Genomic DNA, 21,189 nt, shown 5'->3' on the forward strand with positions numbered 1-21,189 from the left:
TAAACTTTTTAAACAACACTCCGCACGAGTATATACTTATGCGGAGTGTTGTTTTGCCGTTCTTTTTACAGCTAGCTTGCGTATATACGGTAGCGTAATACAACAGAGGCAGGGAAATTTAATATTTACAGCGCATCTCTTCACGGAAAATTTATATTGAATGTGTCCTAGAAAACGTTCGTGTTGAACAATTTAATGATTTATTTATATTTGCCTCAAGCGTGTCTCTTCACGAAAGATTCATATTAAATGTGTCCTAGAAAACATTTTTAAAAAAATTAATGATTTATTTATATTTATGTAAAACATTTTGTCTAGAGTCAAATCCAGGCGCATATTCAACGGAAAAAAATAAATTATATGGCTACATCTCTTCAATTATTGACCAATAAAAACCTTGAGACCTTGAGTGATGGATTAGTTTCTGGCAAGGTAAATGCAGCTGATTTAGTCAAATCGTTGAGTAAATCAAATGTTGTTAAAGAAATTCGCTCGGCTAACCCACCTGCTGAAGTTATTGCAACTACTAGCGGTGAAGCAAGTAAATTGGTTGCTAAGTTTGCTCCTGTCGAATTTAAGAACTTCTTGAGTGTCGCTAATCAGTTAAGTCCCTCAACTGACGTACTTTTAACTTCCTCTAAGAGGGTAGCTGCTACTCCCATCTTTCCCATCTTTCCCAAGCCGATTCATGTCATTTTGGGAACACCTGATGATGACGTTTTGATTGGTAAAGACACCCATGATTACATTTTTGGTTTTGCTGGTGATGATATTCTGCTTGGAGAAGGCGGGAAGGACTTCCTCTTTGGTGGCACAGGCGATGATATCCTGATTGGTGGAGAAGGTAATGATGTTCTGTTTGGTGAAGACGGAGATGATATTCTGATTAATGATGTAGGCAGTGATATCCTCATCGGTGGTGCTGGTAATGATTACTTTTTTGTTTTAGATCCAAATGGCAGCAGTGTGCTGAATGGTGGAAGTGGGTTTGACACGGCTGACTACACTTTCGTAGATCAGGCAATTACCCTCAAAGCTACTGGCATCGTCACAAAAGGAGTCGGGTTTGGTACAGACCAACTAGTACAAGTCGAAAACATTATTGCCACTTCATCACTTAACGACTGGATTGATGCGTCTGATGCAACTAGCCCAACTTCAGTAACTGTTGATTTATCAGCTAATTCCCTGATTGTAAATAATGTTCCTGGTCTGGGAACAGCCAACTTCACAGTCAACGAATTTGAGAACGTCAGAGGTACAGCTCAAAACGACAAAATTACTGGCAACAGTGCTAACAACATTATCAATGCTGGTGCAGGCGATGATATTTTGGTTGGTAGCAAGGGCAATGATATCCTCAATGGTGAAGCGGGTAATGACACAGCAGACTATAGTAATCTAGGGCAAACTATCGTTCTTGGCCCTACAGGTACTGTTACGAAAGCAGGTGGATTTTTTGGTACTGACCAATTGAACTCCATTGAAACCATCACCGCTTCTAACTTGTTGGGTGATACCATCGATGCTTCCACTGCAACAGGTATGACTAGCATTACCGCTAATCTCGCTATCAATAATTTGATTGTGAATAATGTGCCTGGTTTGGGAACACTCAACTTGACTGTCAACAACTTTGAGAATGTCACAGGTACAGCTCAAGACGACATTATTATCGGCAATGCTAGCAACAATACTCTCATTGGTGGTGCTGGTAATGATTTCTTATCGGGTGGTGCTGGTAATGATAATCTAATTGGTGGTATCGGTGTTGATGTCTTAGTTGGTGGTGCTGGTAGCGATCGCTTTACCTTCTTAAATCCTAGTGAGGGTGTAGATATTATCGTTGATTTTGTTTCTAACTTCGATAAAATCGCGGTTTCTGCTGCTGGTTTTGGTGGTGGTTTGGCTCAAGGTGCGCTTTTAGGTACTCAGTTTGTTCTAGGTGCTGCTGCAACAAATGCTAATCATCGTTTCATTTATAGCAATGCCATAGGCGCATTATTCTTTGATATTGATGGTAATGGCGCAGCAGCACAACAACAGATTGCTAGCATCTCTTCTTTCCCCGCGCTGACATCTAATGACATCCTCGTCACAGCTTAAGGAATTGTGACCAAATAGGCTAAAACTAAATCCTGATTTAATACCGTAACTAGAAAAGGCAGGGGAGTTATGAGCAGGGAGTAAGAGGGAGGATTCAATATTTCCCCTACTCCCTCCCCCTTTTTCTCTTGAGAATTTGAATAGCACTTGAATCTGGACTGTCAATCTAAAATCCTGGGATTGGTATTATTCCCCTTTTTCTGGCTTTTTCCCCTCACCTTTCTGATCCTGGACAACTTGAGTAGAATAAACCTCCACATCGCGCTGAATAATATCTTCTACTTGACCCGCAAAGACATTAAAAGCCTCATCATGATTGGTATAGTTACGATAAACCCCTGTTAATTGCGAAAATTGCCAAGCTTGAGTTTTGAGAGATTCAGAAGTCCGGCGATAGTGTCGCCACCGTTCTCCATAGTGAAAAAACTCTTCAATAGCGGCACTCATAGCTACTACTTGACTGATACCAAAAGTTGACCAGAATATAACCTCTTTAGCTTTGACATTACCAGTATTGAAACTAATCAAAGCTGGGAGAATCACCCCGCCCATGATAGTTGTCAGCCTTAAAAAATAATAGCGATCGCGAGCTTGATTAGCTTTACCTTCCATCCAGATTAATTGATCTAACCAGCGCGATCGCAAAAAATGGTTTTGTACTTCCCCTAGATTTAAACTATCAAATAACTGATTAAAATCTTTTTTTAAATAATCTTGATAACTATCTTTTTTTGCCATTCTTTACTCCTAGGTAGAAAGTACACCCTTGATAATCTGAGCTAAATTTTCAAAGTTTTCCTGAAAACTAGATAATTTAATGTAGTGTACTATACCAGACTTAGCTAATTCTATAGCTCTCTCATCAGTAGTTTCTCCATACAATGCACCTGCTAGTATATCTGCGGTTCTACCACTACCAGCCATCACAATCACTAACCTGTCTGCATTCACATTCTGTAAAGCATCCTGAAAAGTAATCTCACCACCATTTATTAGTATGGTTAACGAGGGTCTGCCATGAGCCAACACCGTTGCTAATTGCGCTAACCAAGGAGATTCATCACCCCAATTACTACCAGGAACTAAGAAAAAATGACTATGGTTAGGTTCTAGAGGAGTGGAATCAGCAGGTGGTTCTAAAGAATTAGGTAAAGCAACTTTACTTACAGGTGCTACACCAATCAAAGCAAATTTAGCACCTATCTGGGTACGCGCCTCACCCATCAAGCGCATTACTCCCGCATCAGTACCCCCATCGACAACATAAGCACCCAAATTTTCAGCTACGGGTGCTAAAACTTCTATAAATAATCTTTGGATTTGCAGAAAATCTGATTCACGCATCTTACTTGCACCCCCCACGATGACTAATGTAGGACGTGCTATCTGCAAACCCATTTCCTTTATAGCTTGGGGTAATTCTGTAAGTTGCTGCACATGAACAGCAGATGCTATTTTTCCATTATTAAAGCTAAGTTGCAAAAGTTTCTCCATGACTGTATTTTTGAGGGTTTGTAGTAAGGACTTTAGTCCTGATGTTTTTAAGCACTAAAGTGCTTACTACAAACTTTAATTCCCTCAGTTTCCACTTCTTAGTAAAACAGAATATGGGTGTGGATTAACAGCGACGACTGTGAGAAATTATTCAAGATTTAAATAAACAAGGGATGACGATGCTGCTAACGAATCATTGCATGGATGAGGTCGAGTTTTTGTGTGATGCTTTTGGCTCTAAAAAAACCAGGACACATTGGGATTATGAATGCTGGTAAACTCATTTTTTTCGGCACTTTACAACAGTTGCGTTCGTTTCACGGTGAAGGTTTGGTGATAAAGCAATTAGATATAACCGCAGATGGAGAAGATAGTGCGCGGCGTTGGGAGTATTTATTTTTACCTTCGTTGGTAGAAGCAAACAGCTATCTGAATCAACAGACAGATAAAACAGGAATCATGGTGTGTCCTACTAAGTTTAGAAGATATTTTTGTCGAACTTACTAGACGACAATTAGATGAAATTTCACCCTCCTAACTGCTGCAACATTTCTTCTACTCTAGCTACCCCATCAGAGTCATTGCGTCGCCGATACAAGTCACGCGCTTTTTGCAATAAGTTGCTGGCTTGTTTGGTTTGGCGGCGTTGTTTATACATTGCAGCCATAAATTCGTAGGTTTGAGCATTGTTCCTATCCAGCTTAATAGCTTCCTCAAATGCCCAGTTAGCTGCTGTGTAGTCTCCCATCCGTGATTGGGTGATTCCTAATCCTATATAGGCGTTAAGATTACCTCTGTTGAGTTGTATGGCGCGGCGATAAGCTTCTCTTGCACCCTTAGTATCGCCCATATTACCTTTGATAAAACCCACAGCATAGAGAAAATCACTATTGTTGGGGTCAATGGCGATCGCTCGACGGTATGATGCTAGTGCTGCCTGTAAATTTCCTTGTTGAGCATAGAGGTAGCCAATCCCAGAATGGATTCTAGCATTGCGATTGTCTAGTCCTGCTGCTCTTTGATAAATTGCGATCGCCCCATTATAATCACCTGCGTCTACTAGCCGCTTGCCTTCCTCCAACATTTCCTTTAATTCTGCTCTATTCGCTTGCGCTACCAAGGTCTGAGCCTGAGCCACAGAGGGAATACTCACAGCACCAGATCCCAATAACAAAATCCCAACTATAAGTGATATGCGTTTGTACACAGTAAATTCCCCTAAATTATGGTGAAGTTTTTTCTTGTTCATTAAAACAAAAATTTTACTTTTTGAAAACTGTATTTGTCTACCTTCATAAAATATTAATAAACAGTATATTCCCTAGCCGTACCTAATGCCAAAAATCCAGAGATTATACTGAGGTTGATGATCATTTAGCAGCCGTTAAATATACCGTATGAATTAATTGCAATATTAAAATTTAGTTATTTTTTATAACCATTATTTTATCTATTAAAAATTAAATTTAAAAACCTGTAAGCTTTGCTAAAAAAGTCTTGAGCCTCAATCACCTAATATAATACCACTTGCCCATCCCCTCATGATGTATCGAATCTCTCTATTTATTACTCCCAAATTTCTCATGCTCTCTGAGATATTTTTTAGGTAAGATTCATCCAAATAGCGGAAAGTGATTAAGAACACAGTATGTTACTCTGAAAACACTGTTAGTAAGAATACATAAAGATGAGCCAATAAGCCATCTATGAGGACAAGTTATGATTTTGACTACAACAGATGTGATTCAAGGCGGGGTAATTGAAGCCTATTTAGGTATTGTGACGGCGGAAGTTGTCTATGGTAGTAATTTCCTCCGGGATTTTTTGGCTAGCATTCGGGATGTAATTGGTGGACGTACAGGTAGCTACGAACGTCTATTTGAACAAGGACAAAAGAAAGCCATAGAAGAGTTAGAACAACGAGCATTGCGTTTAGGTGCTAATGCTGTTATCGGTATTGAAATTGACACTGGTACTATTAATGTTGATCAGTCAGGGGTTTTGTTGCTGATTACGGCTACAGGTACGGCGGTGAAATTGCGTTAGGAACTTCCAAAGAATAAATTATCCTATTTTGTGGGATGGGCTTCCTGCCCATCCTTGATTATTTAGTTATTACAAAAAATGAATTTAATTTATTTACTAAAAACACTATAAAAAGTAAAATTCGAGGATAACAAATAAAATTAAAGTTGCTAAATAGACATATTCATTACAACTATAGATAGAGTTAATAACTCTTTCTGCTGATAGATATTAAAATCTCAGATTCGTCATTTAATTCTAACGTAAGCATAAAAATAACTAACCTAAGAGAACTTTGCTAAATAAATATAGCAAGGGAGAAAGTAGATTATGTCATACATAAATCGAGTAGGTGACGATGTTGTTCAGCCTGAACCTGCGGTGGTGGCTGGTAGAGTAGGTGAGTATCATGACCGTGTGCGCTGGGGGCCAATAATTTCTGGCGTATTAGTTGCTTTAGCTACACAGTTAATTTTGAGTTCTTTCTTTGCAGCCATTGGAGCAGGAACAATTGCCGGCTCAGGTGCGCCTAGAACTATTACACCTGATGTTGCAGGTAATGTGGGGATTTGGTCAACCGTTGCTTTGTTAATTTCCCTATTTATCGGGGGTTGGGTGACAACTCGCGCTTGTGGCCCCATGAACCGTAATACAGCTCTCCTGAACGGCGCAATTCTCTGGGCGACTACTTTAGCACTGAGTTCCTGGCTATTAGCAACTGGGGTAACGGGTGCTTTTGGCGTTGCGGCTAGCAATGCTGGGGCGGTTATCAACCAAGTACAACAACCAGGAGGCGTTGCTATACCGCAAAACATACCTCAGTTAACCCCTGAACAAGCTCGTGATGTTGCTGCTTCTACTTCTAGGGCTTTATGGTGGTTTGTACTGGGTTCTTTGTTAGGTTTAGCTGCTGCTTTGATAGGTGCAACTGTTGGAGTTCGTAGCCCTCGAACCAACGGCTACCACAATAGTTGAACCAATTCGCAACGATGCTCCCGCCCCGCTACGCTAACGCAATGGACTAACGTCCCGCTCTGCTCTAAGAGGGTGTTTGAAAAGTCCCCTTTTATGTCATGCTGACGAAGGAATGTCATGCTGACGAAGGAAGCATCTCAGTATAACGGTGAAAACGCGGATTCTTCCTTCCGCAAAGCTCCACTCAGAATGACAAATGATACCTGACAAAACTTTTCAAACAGCCTCTAAGCGCAGCTATGCCGCAGGCTTTACGCAATTCGCTTTTTCCGTGTTGTGATGGGGATTTAGACCCCTACATTTTGTTCACAACTACAAACATACAAAAAAAATAAAAATTTCATACTCGTTACTGGTTTGAACCTGGTAGCGAGTTTTTCTTAGATCAAAACTAGTACAGGTTACTGCCAAATTTAAAATTATTTACCACTTCAAATAAGCAGTTTCTATTCCTTCCTCTCTGCGAATTTTACCGTCTTTTTCAAACCAATCAATTAATTGTTGTGTTGTTAAATCTTCAATAGCAACACCATACTCTTGAGCGATGTGTTTTAAAAGTTTCAGTGAGGAAATTGTTAATCTTGCCAGAAATTTTTCGGGTGAAGATAAAAGGGCTGCGTCTACTTTGGCTGATTCTTCTAAAGTGAGGAATTGAGTTGATGATTGTTGTGGGGGAAAATCCATAACTTGAAATTAAATGTATATCAAAAGTTAGTTTTGGGTAATATTAGCCCCTAATTGGTAAAATCCTTTACCAATTGGCTATGATTCATGACCTAAACTGAATATGACAAGCAATTTACCTATTTGATTTTTATTTGCGGGCTTGGACTAGATAGCCGCAACGATGTTCGCCGTTGATTAGCCAATGGGTACGCTCAACTGTACAGTCTGGGAGAATAGCCGCAAACATTTCTAGTTCATGTCCGCACACGCTGGGGAATGACTCAGCCACGTTAGAGATTGCACAATTATGTTCTATGAAGATAAACCGTTCCTCTTCTATTGAGTCAGGGGAATCTACAGGGTGATATTCCGCCATGAAACCTTCAGCTTTTCGCAGTTCGACTAAATTCGCTACCCGTTCTTGGAGTGAACCATTACCGACGCGATCGCAATATTCTTGGGCTTTGCGTTCCCACTGTTTCTGTAAAATGGACTTGAATTGCTCGTGTCCCATTGTTTCGGCTAAGGTGTCAAGCAGGGAAACGGCAAAATCACCGTGGCGATCGCTAGCTGATTTGTGCAGGCGATCGCGTCCTTGACGACTTAATTGATAAATGTGTTGTGGTCGCCCCATCCCAGCTTGTACAGTGGTTGAGTAGACAATTAACTCTTCCGCCTCCAAATCTTTGAGATGACGACGAATCGCTTGGGGGCTGACATCTAACATTTCTGCCAGATCAAAGGCCGTCGCCTGGGAGTGTTTTAGGAGATACTCTAGGATCTCTTGCTTAGTTGAGGACTGCTGAGTAGTCGCCATCTTTAGTCCAAAAAAATTTTTTGAGAAAATTTGACTTTGACAACATTGTTGTTGTTAATCTAGCGTACAATGTAAATACGTTAAACAACAACCATGTTGTTTTAGTCTATATTCTTATTGTAACAACCGTCTAACCACACGGTTAGACGAGATGGGAAGCGAGCCAACCCTAAGCCGTCTCCCATCCTTAAAGAGAACCACTACCTGAACATAAGAGACCACTAGCGATGAGTGCTACTGTCAAAACCTTAGTCAACCAACCCTACAAGTACGGCTTTGTCACTGATATAGAAGCCGACACGATTCCGCGTGGACTAAACGAGGATGTTGTCCGCATGATCTCCGCGAAGAAGAATGAACCGGAATTCATGCTGGAGTTTCGTCTCAGAGCTTACCGCCAGTGGCTAAAAATGACCGAGCCAACTTGGCCAAGCGTCACCTATCCACCTATCGACTATCAGAATATTATCTATTATTCTGCACCAAAAAAGCAGAAAGCAAAACTCAACAGCTTAGATGAAGTAGATCCTACCCTCTTAGAAACCTTCGAGAAGTTAGGCATTTCCTTATCTGAACAGAAACGTCTCGCCAACGTTGCGGTAGATGCGATTTTTGATAGTGTTTCCGTCGCCACCACCTTCAAGGAAAAACTCGCCGAAGATGGTGTAATCTTCTGCTCAATTTCCGAAGCACTGCAAGAACACCCAGAATTAATCAAAAAATATCTGGGTAGTGTTGTCCCCATTGCTGATAATTACTTCGCCGCCCTCAATGCGGCGGTTTTTAGTGATGGTTCTTTTGTCTATATTCCTAAAGGCGTAAAATGCCCGATGGAATTGTCTACCTACTTCCGCATCAACTCCGGTGACACGGGACAATTTGAACGGACTTTGATTGTGGCTGAAGAAGGTAGCTACGTTTCCTACTTGGAAGGTTGTACCGCGCCGATGTACGATAGCAACCAACTCCACGCGGCTGTAGTGGAACTCGTCGCCCTCGACAACGCCGAGATTAAATACTCCACCGTTCAAAACTGGTACGCCGGTGATGCTAACGGGAAAGGCGGGATTTATAACTTCGTCACCAAGCGCGGTTTGTGTCAAGGTGTGAACTCCAAAATTTCTTGGACACAAGTTGAAACTGGTTCAGCCATAACTTGGAAATATCCCAGCTGCGTATTAGTGGGTGATAACTCCGTTGGTGAATTCTACTCGGTGGCGTTGACAAACAATATGCAGCAAGCCGACACCGGGACAAAAATGATTCACATCGGTAAGAACACCCGCAGCACAATTATCTCTAAAGGAATCTCCGCAGGTAATTCTAGTAATAGTTACCGGGGTTTGGTGAAAATTAATCCCAAAGCTGACGGGGCGCGTAACTATTCTCAGTGTGACTCGATGTTAATTGGGGATAATGCCCACGCCAATACTTTCCCTTATATTCAAGTGCAGAATAATACTGGGAAGGTGGAACATGAAGCTTCTACTTCCAAAATTGGGGAAGATCAGCTATTTTACTTCGCTCAACGCGGCATTTCGCCGGAAGATGCAATTTCGATGATGATTAGCGGCTTCTGTAAAGATGTCTTTAATCAGCTACCAATGGAATTTGCGGTGGAAGCTGATAAATTATTGAGCCTGAAATTAGAAGGTAGCGTAGGTTAATGTCAAAAGTTTACCTCTGTGTCTTTGTGTCTCTGTGGTGAAAAAATAATTGAACCACAGAGACACAGAGACACAAAGAAAGAAGAGAAGAGAGAGAGAACATGATTGTTGAAAATAGTGCAGTTATTTTGTCGGTGAAGGATTTGACGGCTGAGGTTGATGGTACTCCGATTCTGAAGGGTGTGAATTTGGAAGTTCGGGCTGGTGAGGTTCACGCCATTATGGGGCCGAATGGTTCTGGGAAGAGTACCTTTTCTAAGGTTTTGTCGGGACATCCGGCTTATACTGTGACTGGCGGGGAGATAATTTTTCAAGGGCAAAATTTACTGGAACTAGAACCGGAGGAACGGGCTAGGGCTGGTGTGTTTTTGGCGTTCCAATATCCTTTGGAAATTCCCGGTGTGAGTAATTTGGATTTCTTGCGGGTGGCTTATAATTCTCGTCGCAAGGCTCAAGGTTTGGAAGAGTTAGATGCTTTCGATTTTGATGACTTGATTGAGGAAAGGTTGGATGTGGTGAAGATGAATCCCGCTTTCCTGAATCGTAGTCTGAATGAAGGGTTTTCTGGCGGGGAGAAAAAGCGCAATGAAATTTTGCAGATGGCTTTGCTAGAACCGAAGTTGGCAATTTTGGATGAGACGGATTCGGGCTTAGATATTGATGCGCTGAAAATTGTGGCTAATGGGGTAAATCAACTGACTAACCCGGAAAATGCCACGATTATGATTACTCACTATCAACGGTTACTCGACTATATTATCCCTGACTTTGTACACGTCATGGCACGGGGACAAATTATCACCAGTGGCGGTAAAGAATTAGCTCTGGAATTAGAATCTCGCGGTTATGACTGGCTGTTAGAAGAAACTGCGGTTGAGGTGGGTGTGTAATGTCTAGTAAAGTTTCTCCTAGTTCTATACCTAACTCGGAAGCTGTGAGTTTGACATCTACTCTGTTAGATAGAGATGCTGATTTGGTGGCTTTGTTAAATCAGGTGAGTGCGCCAGTTAGTACAGGGTGGTTACAGGAATTGCGCGAACGTGCAGCTAATTGGGTACGTCATGCAACTATTCCTACTACCCGTGAAGAAGAATGGCGGTTTACTGATTTGTCAGCCTTGCGTCAGGTAACATTCCATCATGTAGAGACTTTACCAGCAAAGTCTCCCGACATCGCGGCGTTAACATTACCGGAAGCGGGTAATAGTCGGTTAGTATTTGTCAATGGTGTTTTTGTGCCGGGTTTATCAGCAGTTGCAGAGTTACCGACTGGTATAGTTGTAGGTAATTTAGCTACTTTACCTGTAACCGAGCAAGAGCGTGTACAACAACATTTAGCCCAAGCTGAGGGAGCATTAGAAGTATTTACAGCCCTCAACACGGCGGGAATATCTGATGTAGCAGTCGTATTGGTGGCAAAAAACGTAGTCGTTGATACACCCATTCATCTGTTATTTATTTCGGTTGCAGGTGAAACTGCGACTATTTCCCAACCCCGATGTTTGGTGGTGGCGGAAAGTGGTTCACAGGTAAATCTAATTGAAGAGTTTGTCGCTAACCCCCAAGGGGAAGAGCAAGTTTACCTCACCAATGCAGTTACGGAAATTGCGATCGCAGACAATGCCCATGTGAGTCATATTAGAATTGAGCAAGAAAGTAAACAGGCTTTTCATATTGGGAAAACTGCCGTTACTCAAGCTCGTTACAGTCGCTATACTTGTCACGCCATCTCATTGGGTGGGAAAATATCACGGCATAACTTAGAGATTTTGCAAACTGGCGAACAAACCGAAACCACCCTCAACGGTTTGACAATGATTGCAGGCAACCAATTAGGAGATACTCACAGTGCGATCGCACTCAATCATCCCTATGGTACAAGCAAGCAATTACATAAATGTATTGTAGGCGATCGCGCTCACGCAGTCTTCAACGGTAAAGTCTTCGTACCCAAACCAGCCCAACTAACCGACGCAGCCCAATTAAACCGTAACTTGCTGCTATCATCAAAAGCCAGAGTTGACACCAAACCCCAACTAGAAATCACCGCCGACAACGTAAAATGCGCTCACGGTGCAACAGTCAGCCAGTTAGAAGATGATGAAATATTCTATCTCCAAAGCCGGGGTATTGATGCCAACGACGCGCGGAAGCTATTAGTTAACGCCTTCGCCACCGAAATCATCAACCAAATCCCAGTCTCATCATTGAGAGACAGATTGTTAAATACAGTCACTAACTTCAAGTCCCTAACTAATAACTAAATAGCTTGTAATTCGTAATTGATAAGTAGTAAAAAAAATTACGAATTACAAATCAAAAACTACGAATTACGAATTACGAATTACGAACTACCAATGACTTACACTCCTACCAGAACCCTAGCTGATAAAGTTCGCGCTGACTTCCCCATATTGCATCAAGAAATCAACGATAAACCCTTGGTTTATTTAGATAATGCAGCGACATCACAAAAACCCCTGTTCGTCTTAAATGCACTCAGGGATTATTACGAACAATATAACTCCAATGTGCATCGGGGAGCGCATACCCTCAGTGCTAAAGCCACCGATGCTTATGAAGGCGCACGGGATAAAATTGCTAAATTTATTAACGCAGCATCTCGCCAAGAAATCGTCTACACCCGCAACGCCAGCGAAGCCATTAACCTCGTAGCTTATAGCTGGGGAATGAACAATTTAAAAGTTGGGGACGAAATTATTCTGTCGGTGATGGAACACCACAGTAATATTGTCCCTTGGCAATTTGTCGCTCAAAAAACTGGTGCAGTTCTCAAATTTGTGGAATTAACACCAGAACAAACCTTGAATTTAGAACAGTTTAAACAACTGATTACTGAAAAAACTAAATTAGTTTCTATAGTTCATGTTTCTAATACACTGGGTTGTATAAATCCAGTCGCAGAGATTGCGAAGATTGCTCACAGATACGGCGCGAAATTCTTAGTTGATGCTTGTCAAAGTGTGCCTCATATGCCTGTCGATGTCCAACAAATCGACTGTGATTGGTTGGTAGCATCTGGACATAAAATGTGTGCGATGACTGGTATAGGTTTTCTGTATGGTAAGTTGGAATTACTAGAAGCAATGCCACCATTTTTTGGCGGTGGTGAAATGATTGCCGAAGTATATTTAGACCATTCCACCTATGCGGAATTACCCCATAAATTTGAAGCGGGTACACCTGCAATTGGGGAAGCGATCGCCCTGGGTGCAGCCATAGATTATCTTACTAATATAGGTATGGATAAAATCCACGCCTACGAAGCTGAATTAACAGCTTATTTGTTCCAAGAATTAGCGAAAATTCCCCAAGTTACAATCTACGGGCCAAAACCCAATGCTCAAGGGGAAGGTAGAGCCGCTTTAGCAGCATTTACCGTTGAAGGTGTCCACGCTAACGACTTATCTACATTATTAGATCAAGAAGGCGTAGCTATTCGTTCTGGACACCACTGCACTCAACCTTTACACCGTCATATGGGTTTACCAGCCACCGCAAGAGTCAGTTTATCTTTCTACAACACCCGCGAGGAAATTGATGTTTTCATCAAAGCACTCAAAGAAACAATTGACTTTTTTGCTGGTATTTTTGGTTAAAAATACCCTAATCGCAAATCACAGATACCCGACTTCTTGAAGAAGTCGGGTATCTTATTTCTCGCAACTAATTTACTGGAGTTGCTAAAATTTCATACAGTGGCTTTTATTTTGACAGAATAAGTATTTTCATATGCTCATACAGTCAACACCTGCCGAACAAAGAACAGTCTTACAAAACGTTAGCTGGGAAACCTTTGAAGCTTTGTTGAGAGACACAGGGGAGGATAGAGGCTCTAGGTTTGCCTATGACTGTGGCACTTTAGAAATTATAACCCCACTTTTTGAACACGAAAACCCTAAAATTCAGTTTGACCGTTTAATATTTGCTCTAGTTGAGGAATTAGACTTAGAAATAAAAAGTGCTGGCTCTACAACTTTAAAACTCCCATTAGCTAAACGAGGTATAGAACCAGATAACTGTTACTACATCCAAAATGAATTTAGAGTGAGGGGTAAAGAAAAATTAAATTTAGAAACAGATCCGCCGCCTGATTTAGCAATTGAAATTGATATTACTAGTAGTTCAGTGAATAAATTTAATATTTACTCAGCGTTAGGTATTGCTGAATTGTGGAGGTATGACGGGCAAAATTTAAAATTTTATCATTTGGTAGAAGGGCAATATATTGAGCATGAATTTAGTCTTGCCTTTCCTATAGTGTCTGTAAATGATATCAGCAAATTTATTCCCCAAAGTAAAAGCATGGGTGAAATTGCTTTGCTCAAATCATTTCGTGTTTGGGTGCGAGAAAATATGAAATAATGAGTTTAATTATTATTTCAGATATCAAATCGGACTGCTATATCAAATTAAACTATCAGGATCTATTCCTAGTTTTCGCAATTCATCTGCTAATCTTTGAGCGCGTTGTTCAGAGGCAATCGCTCTTTCTTCCGGTGACAAATATCTCACACCTTGGACATCATACCAATACAACCAATCCCTTGTAATTCCTTGATAAGTTCCCTGTTCATAACCAACGGCTAAACCTATCTCTGCCAACCAAACAGGATTTCCCGGTTGCAATACATATTCATTATTTATTAATTTATAAACTTCTAAAGGTGGTTTTTTCCGCCGTTGGGGATTGTAAACAACATAATATAAAACCTCCATCTCAGAGTAAAGTTTCTTTTTGTAAATATATTCTCCCCTGCGTCTGTGAGAAACAACCTCTAAAGTCATCATTGGCATGACTTTTTCTTCCCACAGTACATAACTCAGGCGCAAATTCTCATCAAAAACGCGCTCAACTCCCAAGCTTAAAAAACCATCGGGGACGATTGGTGGCTGTTGGGGATCGTAATAAATTCCCATATCAACCCCGAAAAACCAATCCATCCGGGTTGACCATATCCAAGCTAGGATGGCTTTGAGCAAGCTGGGAATTAGATGTTGTAGTTGATTATCTAGAGGTTCATCGTCAGAATCAGGTAGATCCTCGGCGGAGGGTAAGCAGTGTAATGGGTTGTAATTTAGCATGGTAAGAGCGATCGCCAACTCATAATATTCATCATATCGATCCACCATTCGCGTTTTCTTGCGATAATTCCCAAGGGGGACTCTCTCCCACTGGTTCGACAAAGGGGGACAGATGACACTCAAACGAATATTTTTATTCTTTATACTGACACCGATCGCAGTTTTATTTGCGGCTTCATCTCTATTCGGTACTTTGCAAGAACCGCAGTTTCAAACTCGCTTGGAACTCTATCAAACTAATATTGCTCTCCAAGCGCAAGCTTGGCAAGCAGCAGATAGTCAAGATGATAGCTCCCAGGCGATTCGAGAAGCAATCCTTGGGGATCAACCCCTCGAAAGTGCTACGGAGAAATATCAAGAAACTCGTCAATCTGTGCAGACTAATTTGGTAAAAGTTCAAAGCCAACTTGCACAACTGCGTTCTACAGATGCAATTCCTACACCACCTAAACCACTACCAGAAGTACCTCCCACCATCGATACTTCTCGCTCAGACAAGGTAAAGCAGCTAGAGCAGTCCCAACAAAAAATGCAAAAATTTCTAGCTGAATTAGACTTACAGTTGGGAATTTTACAAGCCAAACAAGGAAAGACAGATACAGCAATCAAAACCTGGAGTGAATTAGAACAGCGATTAGCAACCGACAGTCAACAGTCAACCGTTAGCACTAAAGAAACGGCTGCTGTATTAATTGGACTATGGAGTAATCCCCCGCGTCTGTTACCTGATGCTCAACAACAGATTCAAAATAATTTAACAGGTTGGTTTAGTTCTACAGCTTTGGTTCAACTCTATCAACTCCAACAACGCCAAGCAGCTTTATCAGAAGTGCAAGCAGCACAACAAGATGCGGCGAATCAGGCTGTGTTCAAGTTAGCATTTATTGGTACTGTCCCCGCTCTAACCGCCTTGGTGGGAGTGATTTTATTAATTTCCTTAACTGCTCAACGCTTAATTAAGGGGAAAGAGTCATTATTAGCGCGAAATGGTGATCTACTTTGGACAACACCTTGGGATGGGGAAACCATACTACAAGTTTTTGTCGTCGGCTTTTTCTTCATGGGACAGGTTTTTGTTCCTGCTTTACTCTTAACACTCCCAATTCCGCGTCCCGTTGGGGATGTGCGCCTGCAAGCCGTTTATGTGTTAATTAGTTACATATTAGTGGCTGTGGGTGCGCTATTGGTAATGTATTTCTCCATCAAGCGGTTTTTCCCTCTACCAAGACTCTGGTTTAAATTACAACTACGAGATAATTGGTTTTTGTGGGGATTGGGGGGATATTGCGCCGCTTTACCTATAGTTGTCGTTGTTTCCTTGATTAATCAGCAACTATGGCAAGGACAGGGTGGTAGTAACCCTCTATTGCAACTAGCACTAGAAAGCCAAGATTTTGTAGCACTGGGGATATTTTACGTTACAGCTGCGATCGCAGCTCCTCTGTTTGAAGAAGTCCTATTTCGAGGCTTTTTATTACCGTCTTTAACTAAGTATCTACCCGTATGGGGATCAATTCTCGCCAGTGGTTTGTTATTCGCGATCGCGCACCTGAGTTTATCAGAAGTGCTACCATTGACAGCTTTGGGTATCGTCTTAGGAGTAGTTTACACGCGATCGCGCAACCTACTTGCACCCATGCTACTGCACAGCCTCTGGAATAGCGGCACACTCATCAGTCTGTTTCTCTTGGGTAGCGGTAATTAATCAAACTCGAACTACACGGTTGCTAATCATAAAAATATTTGGTTTTATCTGCCCATAACTAAATTTTTTGGCTATGATGATTAGCTGATATCAAATAATATATCAATTTGATGACAGACATAGAATTTATGAATATATAACCAGTAATACTGTTAAATAGATTACAAAATTTCCAGGTAGATTTTTATTATCATCTGGATAACTCAGTTCGTTCTTACAGTGTTGATTACTATCCTCAAGCACTCCAACCCGGAATTATGTATGGACTAGTTCCGGTGTGATTAATGATCATAGATACAGGTGAATGAAAATAATTTAAACTGCAACCATTCTCTTATACGGAAGGTAGTTAGAGGATTTTTAGCCGGAGTAAACCCTCCCTGAGTATCTGACACAGGTAATTTCCATTAAAGTTATGTTGAAGATTGTGACCGTCTCCGATAAAAATCCGGAGATAACACGGGTATAAGAGTAGAAGGTGCTATGGTAAAGCTACTTTCACCTATTAATTTAAAATTAATTCTTGTGAAAGAGGACTATTTACTCAAAATCTGTAATAATACTGACCTAGTTTATTTCATCAAGATGGTTAATATAGCTTTACTAAATCATTTTTGAGAGCCGAGAACCCTGTAAAGTCTGGCAATTCTTAAAAATGAAGCAGGATTGCTATAGCCATAAATAAACAAGATAATTCCAGTCATAATTCAGATGAACTACTCGGATTTAAATCTTAGTAGCTTATCTATCTACGACTATTAGAACCTAGTTTTACTCACATTTTTATAAGTGTGGGGAAACTTTCTAATACTAACTCAGTCAAAATATGTTTAGTTGATTTAATCACACTAAAAACCTTAGTTTTACACATAATTTCAAGGAGCATAAACCATATGGCAAATCTCAACCCAACTCAAACTCACAAACAACTATTAGCTAGCTATTGTGGGATTATTTTCGGTGGTTTCGGAGTGCATAAATTCATTTTAGGATATGCCCCAGAAGGCTTTATTATGTTAGTTATATCTGTAGTTGGAGGTACTTTTTCCTACGGCATGACTTTGTTAATTATGCAGCTTGTAGGTTTAATTGAAGGCATGATCTACTTAAACAAAACTCCTGAACAATTTGTTGATACTTATATAGTAAATAAACAGCGTTGGTTTTAGAATAGGTCATGGGGAATGAGGCATCAAGAAAATGTTATTTAATAGTGAACAGTAAACAGTAAACAGTTATCAGTCACTGTTCACTGATTTAATACCTAATGTCTAATCTCTAGCTTCTAACTCCTAATGCCTTTCTCATGTTTGTAATTAATGTAACCTGATATGTTTAGCAGCAAGCGTAAGTATCTAACCTGGGTAATATTTGTATTCGTGGGAATTGGCTACGTTAGTGCTATGTCTAACATCGAAGTCCACTATTTCTTGAAGAGTCTGATTATCTTCCTTCCAATTCAGCTTGTAACTTTGATCTACGTGACTTCCCAACGTTGGAGTCGGAGTTAGAAGGGATTAGGGAGTTAAATCAGTGACTGATGACTGATGATGCCTCTTTTCTTCATTAGGGGTGTAAGGGTGTAAGGGTGTAGGGGTTGAAGGTGTTGGAGGGGGATTGAAAAAGAACCCAACACCATTGCCCCAAGGAGCAGGGCTTTTAACCCCAGGGTTAGGTTGGCTGCTCTTTCTTCCCCCTACACCCCTATACCCCTACACCCGCCCCAACGAGGCTTGGTAAATTTAATCTATTTACAATTGAGTCTTAGTTCCAGATTTCGCTACCCTCAAATTAGAGGTGCTTTTATGCAAACGCCAGAATTCTCATAGCGAATCTAAAAACCTGCCATGCAACTTGTCCCGAAAACTCAGCTTGACCTAGAACCGACCCCGACTAGAGAAAAAATTCTGTTAGATGTTGGGGGTATGATGTGTGCTGGTTGTGTGAGTGCAGTAGAACGACAGCTCACCCAATATCCAGGAGTTCAGAGTGCTTGTGTGAATCTGGCTACAGAGGTAGCCGTTGTAGAGTCAGAAACTGGTGCAGTAGACCCAGAACTATTAGCCCAGAAATTGACAGCAGCCGGATTCCCCACTCAACCCCGGAAAACTAGCGACAAAGTAGCAGGCAAATCAACATCAGCAGACCCCACAGAACGACAACGCCGACAAATGCGTACTGCGTGGCAACAGTTGGCGATCGCGGCGGTGCTATTGTTGTTTTCAGGTATAGGACATTTGGGCAATCTCGGCAGCCAAATCTTACCTGTCTTGGATAACATCTGGTTTCATTATGGTTTAGCAACCTTAGCACTATTAATTCCTGGTCGCCCGATTTTAATAGATGGGTGGCTAGGTTGGCGGCGTAATGCACCCAACATGAATACCTTAGTTGGCTTGGGAACTCTCACCGCGTATACAGCCAGCGTTGTAGCATTATTTTTTCCTCAACTCGGTTGGGAGTGTTTCTTTGACGAACCAGTGATGATGCTGGGCTTTATCCTGTTAGGTAGGACATTAGAACAACAAGCCAGGGGTAAAGCCGCCGCCGCATTTAGGAAACTGCTAGCACTTCAACCACAAATAGCGCGATTGATTCCTAACCCAGACACAGAAAAGATAGGACTGGGAAGCAATACCATCGAAATTCCCGCCGAACAAGTAAAAGTTGGGGAATGGGTGCAAGTTTTGCCAGGGGATAAAATTCCTGTGGATGGGGAAGTCCGTTTTGGCCAGACAACAATCAATGAGTCCATGCTGACTGGGGAAGCAGTGCCGGTGATTAAACAACCGGGAGATACAGTCGCCGCAGGCACTATCAACCAATCAGGCGCGATCGCTATCCAAGCCACCCGTACAGGTGCTGACACTACCTTAGCCCACATTGTCGCCTTAGTAGAAGCAGCCCAAACCCGCAAAGCCCCCGTCCAGAAATTAGCCGACACCGTAGCGGGTTACTTTACCTATGGGGTATTAACAGCCTCAGCCTTGACATTTGTCTTTTGGTATGTTTTCGGCACTCATATTTGGCCTGATGTCACTACTACCGGTGGCATAGAAATCATGAGTCACGCCGCACACACAACTCAGCACCAAGCAATCAGCACTCAACACGCTCCACTTCTAATTAGTTTAAAACTAGCGATCGCTGTCATGGTCGTCGCCTGTCCCTGCGCTTTAGGACTCGCCACACCCACAGCCATCTTAGTTGGTACAGGTATCGGTGCAGAACAGGGTCTATTAATCAAAGGTGGCGACGTTTTAGAAAAAGTCCACAAACTCAACACCGTGGTCTTTGATAAAACAGGCACACTCACCACAGGTCATCCGCAAGTTACTGATTGTTTGGTGGTTGGGGACTGGGGACAGATCAATTCAAAATTCAAAATCATGCCCTCGAACGAAGTGAAGGGTCAAAATTCAAAATTAGAAAGCTGCCAGGGATTGGAAACAAGGGAGATTGAGGAAAATAATACCCAATGTCCTATGTCCCATGACTTAATACAACTTGCAGCCGCCGTGGAAAGTGGCACTTATCATCCTTTGGCTAAAGCCATTCAGCAGGAAGCCAAGCGTCTACAGTTAGCGATTCCAGATGCTGTAGACTTCCACACTGAAGCAGGATTGGGTGTATCGGCGGTGGTGAATGGTGAAACGGTACTGTTAGGAAACTGGGAATGGTTGAGTTGGCATGGTGTTGTGATTGATGAGACAGCACAACAGTCAGCTAAAGAGCTAGCAACAGAGGGTAAAACCGTTGTCGGTGTTGCCGTTGCGGGGATTTTGGCGGGTGTGATTGGTGTGCAAGATACCCTCAGAGAAGATGCTCACACCACAGTAGAACAATTGCGCCAGATGGGTTTGCGGGTGATGCTTTTAAGTGGCGATCGCCCAGAAGCTGCTAGTGCGATCGCCCAAAAGTTGGGTATAGATCACACCGATGTCCTAGCTGGCATTCCTCCCAGCAAAAAAGCCGCCGTCATTCAAGAACTACAAACCCAATCTGCACATCACGTTGCCATGATTGGCGATGGAATCAATGATGCACCCGCATTATCCCAAGCCGATGTCGGCATTGCCTTACACTCTGGCACAGATGTCGCAATGGAAACAGCCCAAATAGTCTTGATGCGCGATCGCTTGAGTGATGTTGTCCAAGCAATTTGCCTCAGTCGTGCCACCTTCAACAAAATTCGCCAGAATTTATTCTGGGCTTTTGCCTACAATACCATTGGTATTCCTCTCGCAGCAGGTGTTCTATTACCAAATTGGGGTTTTGTCCTCAGCCCTTCCGGTGCGGCGGCACTCATGGCCTTTAGCTCAGTCAGTGTAGTGACTAACTCCGTATTATTACGTCGGTTAGCTCATCATTAGGTAACATTACAGCATCAATGTAGTTTCTCCCATCTCAGGTTAAACTAAATTGATAGGTACAAGTTCAGCATCTCATGAAATATACTGTCACTCCTTGAGGCGTGACGGTAGTTTACAAAGTAGAACAAATCGGTTCTACTTTGTGTCTGTAAATATAGCGGTTGTCATTGGCAGAAAATACACTACTCTAGTACAACACGGCGGAAATAAAGATACCATTCTCAATAGTTCAAAGCTTTAAAATACAGGTCTTTTG

General features: G+C 41.8%; 17 protein-coding genes and 1 pseudogene. 12 read left to right on the forward strand and 6 right to left on the reverse strand.

Annotated elements, in window-relative coordinates; genetic code table 11:
* Window positions 1–360: 360 nt before the first annotated feature.
* Window positions 361–2,106 (forward strand): calcium-binding protein, encoded by a 1,746-nt coding sequence (locus L6494_RS05990; protein WP_237992371.1) that lies wholly within the window; start codon window positions 361–363, stop codon window positions 2,104–2,106.
* 186 nt (window positions 2,107–2,292) lie between these two features.
* On the opposite strand, the gene L6494_RS05995 is transcribed toward L6494_RS05990, so the two are convergent.
* Complete coding sequence (locus tag L6494_RS05995) at window positions 2,293–2,844, reverse strand: DUF4231 domain-containing protein (protein ID WP_237992373.1); 552 nt, start codon at window positions 2,842–2,844, stop codon at window positions 2,293–2,295.
* 9 nt (window positions 2,845–2,853) lie between these two features.
* On the reverse strand, window positions 2,854–3,600 hold the full coding sequence (locus tag L6494_RS06000; RefSeq protein ID WP_237992376.1) for a hypothetical protein: 747 nt from the start codon (window positions 3,598–3,600) through the stop codon (window positions 2,854–2,856).
* Between the two features lie 143 nt (window positions 3,601–3,743).
* On the opposite strand from L6494_RS06000, the pseudogene L6494_RS06005 reads away from it, so the two are divergent.
* Window positions 3,744–4,138 (forward strand): annotated as a pseudogene (locus tag L6494_RS06005) (ABC transporter ATP-binding protein); the annotation flags it as partial.
* Here L6494_RS06005 and L6494_RS06010 read toward each other — a convergent pair.
* Window positions 4,127–4,807 (reverse strand): tetratricopeptide repeat protein, encoded by a 681-nt coding sequence (locus L6494_RS06010; RefSeq protein ID WP_237992378.1) that lies wholly within the window; start codon window positions 4,805–4,807, stop codon window positions 4,127–4,129. The pseudogene L6494_RS06005 and the gene L6494_RS06010 overlap by 12 nt on opposite strands.
* A 512-nt stretch (window positions 4,808–5,319) precedes the next feature.
* On the opposite strand from L6494_RS06010, the gene L6494_RS06015 reads away from it, so the two are divergent.
* On the forward strand, window positions 5,320–5,646 hold the full coding sequence (locus tag L6494_RS06015; RefSeq protein ID WP_237992380.1) for a YbjQ family protein: 327 nt from the start codon (window positions 5,320–5,322) through the stop codon (window positions 5,644–5,646).
* A 309-nt stretch (window positions 5,647–5,955) separates the two neighbouring features.
* Window positions 5,956–6,600 carry a hypothetical protein gene (locus L6494_RS06020; protein ID WP_237992382.1) on the forward strand — a complete coding sequence of 215 codons (645 nt, stop codon included), beginning with the start codon at window positions 5,956–5,958 and terminating at the stop codon, window positions 6,598–6,600.
* 423 nt (window positions 6,601–7,023) lie between these two features.
* On the opposite strand, the gene L6494_RS06025 is transcribed toward L6494_RS06020, so the two are convergent.
* The gene (locus tag L6494_RS06025; RefSeq protein WP_237992384.1) at window positions 7,024–7,284 is read right to left on the reverse strand and encodes a hypothetical protein; all 261 of its coding nucleotides are present in this window, start codon (window positions 7,282–7,284) and stop codon (window positions 7,024–7,026) included.
* A 130-nt stretch (window positions 7,285–7,414) separates the two neighbouring features.
* Entirely contained in the window at window positions 7,415–8,083 is a 669-nt protein-coding gene (sufR, locus tag L6494_RS06030; RefSeq protein ID WP_237992395.1) for an iron-sulfur cluster biosynthesis transcriptional regulator SufR, read from the reverse strand.
* 227 nt (window positions 8,084–8,310) lie between these two features.
* Between sufR and sufB the strand changes: the two genes are divergently transcribed.
* The 5 genes from sufB (at window position 8,311) to L6494_RS06055 (ending at window position 14,135) form a co-directional block, all read left to right on the forward strand.
* Complete coding sequence (sufB, locus tag L6494_RS06035) at window positions 8,311–9,750, forward strand: Fe-S cluster assembly protein SufB (protein WP_237992397.1); 1,440 nt, start codon at window positions 8,311–8,313, stop codon at window positions 9,748–9,750.
* A 101-nt stretch (window positions 9,751–9,851) separates the two neighbouring features.
* Window positions 9,852–10,640, forward strand: coding sequence for a Fe-S cluster assembly ATPase SufC (sufC, locus tag L6494_RS06040; RefSeq protein ID WP_237992408.1), 789 nt, complete (start codon window positions 9,852–9,854; stop codon window positions 10,638–10,640).
* Window positions 10,640–12,013, forward strand: a complete 1,374-nt coding sequence (sufD, locus tag L6494_RS06045) for a Fe-S cluster assembly protein SufD (RefSeq protein ID WP_237992411.1) — start codon at window positions 10,640–10,642, stop codon at window positions 12,011–12,013. The genes sufC and sufD overlap by 1 nt, the downstream gene beginning before the upstream one ends.
* Before the next feature lie 93 nt (window positions 12,014–12,106).
* A complete protein-coding gene (locus L6494_RS06050; RefSeq protein ID WP_237992413.1) occupies window positions 12,107–13,369 on the forward strand; it encodes a cysteine desulfurase in 1,263 nt (420 codons plus the stop codon).
* 133 nt (window positions 13,370–13,502) lie between these two features.
* Complete coding sequence (locus L6494_RS06055) at window positions 13,503–14,135, forward strand: Uma2 family endonuclease (RefSeq protein ID WP_237992415.1); 633 nt, start codon at window positions 13,503–13,505, stop codon at window positions 14,133–14,135.
* A gap of 42 nt (window positions 14,136–14,177) precedes the next feature.
* On the opposite strand, the gene L6494_RS06060 is transcribed toward L6494_RS06055, so the two are convergent.
* On the reverse strand, window positions 14,178–14,855 hold the full coding sequence (locus L6494_RS06060; RefSeq protein WP_237995853.1) for a Uma2 family endonuclease: 678 nt from the start codon (window positions 14,853–14,855) through the stop codon (window positions 14,178–14,180).
* A gap of 112 nt (window positions 14,856–14,967) precedes the next feature.
* Here L6494_RS06060 and L6494_RS06065 point away from each other — a divergent pair, with 112 nt between their 5' ends.
* The 3 genes from L6494_RS06065 (at window position 14,968) to L6494_RS06075 (ending at window position 20,933) form a co-directional block, all read left to right on the forward strand.
* Window positions 14,968–16,560 (forward strand): CPBP family intramembrane glutamic endopeptidase, encoded by a 1,593-nt coding sequence (locus L6494_RS06065; protein WP_237992417.1) that lies wholly within the window; start codon window positions 14,968–14,970, stop codon window positions 16,558–16,560.
* Window positions 16,561–17,453: 893 nt separating this feature from the next.
* Window positions 17,454–17,729 (forward strand): TM2 domain-containing protein, encoded by a 276-nt coding sequence (locus tag L6494_RS06070; protein WP_237992419.1) that lies wholly within the window; start codon window positions 17,454–17,456, stop codon window positions 17,727–17,729.
* Between the two features lie 678 nt (window positions 17,730–18,407).
* Window positions 18,408–20,933, forward strand: coding sequence for a heavy metal translocating P-type ATPase (locus L6494_RS06075; RefSeq protein WP_237992422.1), 2,526 nt, complete (start codon window positions 18,408–18,410; stop codon window positions 20,931–20,933).
* Window positions 20,934–21,189: the final 256 nt, after the last annotated feature.

Origin of the sequence: Nostoc sp. UHCC 0870, from assembly GCF_022063185.1 — a bacterium.
Lineage (GTDB): Bacteria > Cyanobacteriota > Cyanobacteriia > Cyanobacteriales > Nostocaceae > Trichormus.